The sequence below is a fragment of the Novacetimonas cocois genome, from assembly GCF_003311635.1.
Taxonomy (GTDB): Bacteria; Pseudomonadota; Alphaproteobacteria; order Acetobacterales; family Acetobacteraceae; genus Novacetimonas; species Novacetimonas cocois.
On the sequence record NZ_QEXL01000049.1, the window covers coordinates 1 to 2,918 of the forward strand.

A 2,918-nucleotide genomic window follows, 5' to 3' on the forward strand; every position below is an offset into this window, starting at 1 on the left:
GGTCATCCACATCGCTGCCGCAGCAGACTGGATCAAGCCCTAACAGGCCCTAGCAGCCTGTCGGGTTGGGCATTTTGCGGCTGATAACGCCAAGGCTGACCTGGCTTATGCTGCCTGAAGCCGCGCCATTCTTTTACAGTTGTATGCGAGAGCAACGAGTGTCCATTCGGTCGTGACTTTTGCAAGGTCACGCAGGCTGAATTTTCTGAAGCCCATGATGCTTTTGATAATTCCAAAGACCGGCTCCACGGTCTGTTTTCGTCGTCTGTAAAGATCTCCGGCTTCTGTAGTTTCCAGCCTGTCCTTCATGGCAAGCCGCCAGGGTTCGGTTATCCGGCGTGGCTCCCTTTCTGCGGGCCGGGGTCGGAAGTCGTAAGGTCTGCGGGCACAGGGCCGTCCAATGGCGACCAGCGGATCAATGCCCTTTTCCCGCAGTTTCCGGACCGCCTGNCCCGCTGGCGTAACCGGTATCGGCGAGCACTGTCTTTGGGAGACCGATTGTGTCTTCCATCGACAGCACCGTGTCGGCAAAGGACGGCGCATCCGCTGATGTGGCGACAACGTCGGTTGTCACGATCAACTGGCTGCCTTCGGCGCACACCACGGCCTGGGCATTGTAAGCCTGCCGGAACTCGTGGGCGTCCGAACGCCGCATGAGGCGGCTGTCGGGATCGGTCAGACTGATCTGTCGGTCGGGTGGTGGTTCATCATCGGGCGGTTTGGGCGCCCGGCCGCGACGCCCTGTTTTCGCATCATAAGCGGCTTTCTTCTTCTCGTAGGCCGGTCGCGCCGTTTCAGCCTGCGCCTTCGCATCAGCTTCCAGCCGGGCGCAGGCTTCGTCCAGCTTCGCTTTCAGCGTTTCCCGCCGGGCAAGCTCTTCCGGCAATGCCTGCGGATCTCTGTCTGTGACGTCCGCATGCTCCGCCTGGTCCATCAGTTTCGCGATATCCACAGCCAGCTGTTCGCGCAGCGCCCTGATCCGGTCGTAGCGCACCGAACGGTATTTCGATGCGTCAGCATCGATTTTCGTGCCGTCGATCGACACCACGCCCAGACGCAGCAGACCCGTCTCGCGCGCCAGAAGCAGGACCTGCGCAAATGCAGCTTCAATGGCTGTCCGGTTCGTCCGGCGGAAGGTCGCAATCGTATCATGATCCGGATGCAGGTTCGCCGCCACGAATCGCACCCCGATGTCGCGATATGTCGCCCGCTCGATCCGGCGTGAGGAAAACAACCCGTTCGCATAGCTGAAGATCAGAAGGGCCAGCATCAGGCGCGGATGATACTGCGCCTTGCCTCCCGTGCGCACTGGCACGCAGAACGCACTCATCGGAACCCGCTCAACGGCGGCTACAATGAAATGCGCCATATCATCAGCAGGAAGCCACGACTTCAGATCAGGCGGCAGAAGATACGGCTGAGACCGGTCAAACGGGATGAAGCTGCTCATCTCACCACCTTACAACTTCACCTCTTCACAGGGTACCCCAACCCGACAGGCTGCTAGAGGGTGTTATGTACTTTCGTTCCTGATTGGTGGAGTAATGAGGGATGGCACCCGCACGCAAACCGTATCCCTCTGATGTATCAGACGAAGAATGGTCTCTGGTCGTTCCGTATCTGGTCCTGATGCGAGAGGACGCGGAACAGCGGCGGCATGATCTGCGCGAACTGTTCAACGGGTTGCGCTACGTGATCCGCTACGGGATTGCCTGGCGCGCGATGCCAAACGATCTGCCGCCGTGGTCGGCGGTTTATCAGCAGTCTCGTCGTTGGATGGATGCCGGCTGCTTCGAGACGCTGGCCTGCGATCTACGTGCCGTCTTGCGCATGGCTTCTGGTCGCCTGCCGGACCCCACTGCAGCCATCCTCGACAGCCGGACATTACGTTCGACACCCGAGAGCGGGCCTCGCGCCGGTTACGACGGGGCCAAACGCAAACGGGGCTCGAAGCTGCATATGGCTGTGGATACGCTGGGCCACCTGCTGGCCCTGCATGTCACGCCAGCCAATCGGGATGATCGCGCCGAGGTCGGACGCCTCGCCGCTGCCATTCAGGAGGCCACTGACGAAAGCGTCGAACTGGCCTATGTCGATCAGGGATATACGGGCTCAAAACCAGACGAGGCGGCTCGCACGCACGGTATCGCACTCGAAGTCGTCAAGTTGCCCGAAGCCAAGCGCGGCTTTGTCCTGCTGCCGCGCCGGTGGGTCGTCGAGCGGTCTTTCGCATGGGCCACACGATGCCGCAGGCTCGTCAAGGACGACGAGCGTTACGCTTCAACCCTCGCAAGTCTCCATGTCGTCGCTTTCGCATGTTTCATGCTCAGAAACGCCGCTATACTCGCTCAAGGTGCATAACACCCTCTAGGGACGGTGCAAACATGCCGCCAGGTATGCCAGAACAAAAGGTGATTAGTATGGAGAGGTATTTCAGGAAAAAGAAGGAGGCTGGATAATGGAGGGTGCCGTCTATGATTCCTCGCGCCTGGAGATAGCCCGTACCATAGGTCGCCCCGTCAGAGACTAGGCCGATCAGGGCCAGAAGCAGACCACATAAAGCGGCAAAACCGAGAGGGAAACGTGCCGCAAATGGGCGAAGTGATCCTGGCAGTCCCTTGGAGAGGCGAATGACACAACGCGCGAAAAGGCCGCCCGCCAAGCCACCACTCACGCCACATACCAGAACAGCCAGCCACGCGACACCGACGGGGATAGAGGTATTGGCACGACCAAAATATGTATAATTTCCCAGGAGAGCGATTGCGGTAATCCCGGAAAAGATGATGACGGTCAGTGTCCGGCCCGACGATTTCTGTTCAAAGGAGTGGGCAAGTTCCTCAATGGCGAAAACAACGCCTGCGAGAGGTGGAGGGATCGAAGAACCCCTGATTGATGTGCTTGGCCGGTAATTTCTG

Annotated in this window: 2 protein-coding genes and 1 pseudogene; 1 reads left to right on the forward strand and 2 read right to left on the reverse strand. The window is 59.3% G+C overall.

Features of this window, described 5'->3' with window-relative positions; genetic code table 11:
- Positions 1 to 105: 105 nt before the first annotated feature.
- Positions 106 to 1,450, reverse strand: a pseudogene (locus tag NJLHNGOC_RS15345) (IS1182 family transposase).
- 101 nt (positions 1,451 to 1,551) lie between these two features.
- On the opposite strand from NJLHNGOC_RS15345, the gene NJLHNGOC_RS15355 reads away from it, so the two are divergent.
- A complete protein-coding gene (locus NJLHNGOC_RS15355; protein ID WP_113597099.1) occupies positions 1,552 to 2,361 on the forward strand; it encodes an IS5 family transposase in 810 nt (269 codons plus the stop codon).
- On the opposite strand, the gene NJLHNGOC_RS15360 is transcribed toward NJLHNGOC_RS15355, so the two are convergent.
- Positions 2,339 to 2,918 (reverse strand): chloride channel protein (locus tag NJLHNGOC_RS15360; protein ID WP_239021575.1); only part of this gene is annotated, 580 nt, incomplete at its 5' end. The two genes, NJLHNGOC_RS15355 and NJLHNGOC_RS15360, sit on opposite strands and share 23 nt — an antisense overlap.